This window comes from Desertihabitans brevis (assembly GCF_003327535.1).
In the GTDB taxonomy this organism is placed as follows: domain Bacteria; phylum Actinomycetota; class Actinomycetes; order Propionibacteriales; family Propionibacteriaceae; genus Desertihabitans; species Desertihabitans brevis.
The window spans coordinates 1-660 of the sequence record NZ_QOUI01000026.1 but is presented as its reverse complement, the minus strand read 5'-3'; the positions used below and the strand labels follow the sequence as shown (position 1 = coordinate 660).

1 protein-coding gene is annotated in these 660 nt (G+C 76.5%); it reads right to left on the bottom strand.

Annotation, left to right across the window (positions count from 1 at the left end; all coding sequences use genetic code 11):
* Window positions 1–184, bottom strand: a 184-nt coding sequence (locus tag DT076_RS19510; RefSeq protein WP_158548214.1) for a hypothetical protein, incomplete at its 3' end; no start/stop codon positions are given.
* Window positions 185–660 lie beyond the last annotated feature (476 nt).

Below are 660 nucleotides of genomic sequence, written 5' to 3'. Positions count from 1 at the left end.
CGCCCGCGCCCTCGGCCTCCTCGGCCGACCCCTCCAAGCCCTCGCCCTCCTCGCCGACCACCACCCCCACCAGCAGCGCCCGGCCGGCTCGGACCAGACCGGTGCGGGCCTGCCCGTCGGCTCCGCGGGGCCGAGCGAGATCAGCCTCGACCCCGCCGGGCGCAGCTCGACCCACGACGACCACGGCCTCACCCGCCCCCCCGGAGGTATCGTCAGCGACCCACGCCTCCCCGACGCCGACCGGCCACTGCCTCCCGAGCCCTCCGAACCGGACCCACCCGAGCGGATCATCGAACCGCCGCCCGGACTGCCGCCCTGGAGCGGCGACCACACCCACCCGACAACCCCGGCGAACCCGGCGGGCTGGAGCGCGACCTCACCGCCCTCACCACCGGCCTGCCCGCAGCCGGCCTGGACCTCACCCGCTGGATCCGCCGCGCCTGGAAGGCCGGTGCCCCGAAGACGACGCTCGTCTACCACCTGGCCGATCCCCCCAGCGGCGACGACCGACCGACCACGGACGACACGCGAGCCCGACATTCCTCGGGCAGCGTCGAGCGCCGAAGCCCGACCACCCAGCTCATCCGCCCGGAGCACCGCCACGGGAGCCCGCTCACCCTCGACCAGCTCACCGAGCACCTCTGCGCGACCGGCGCCCGC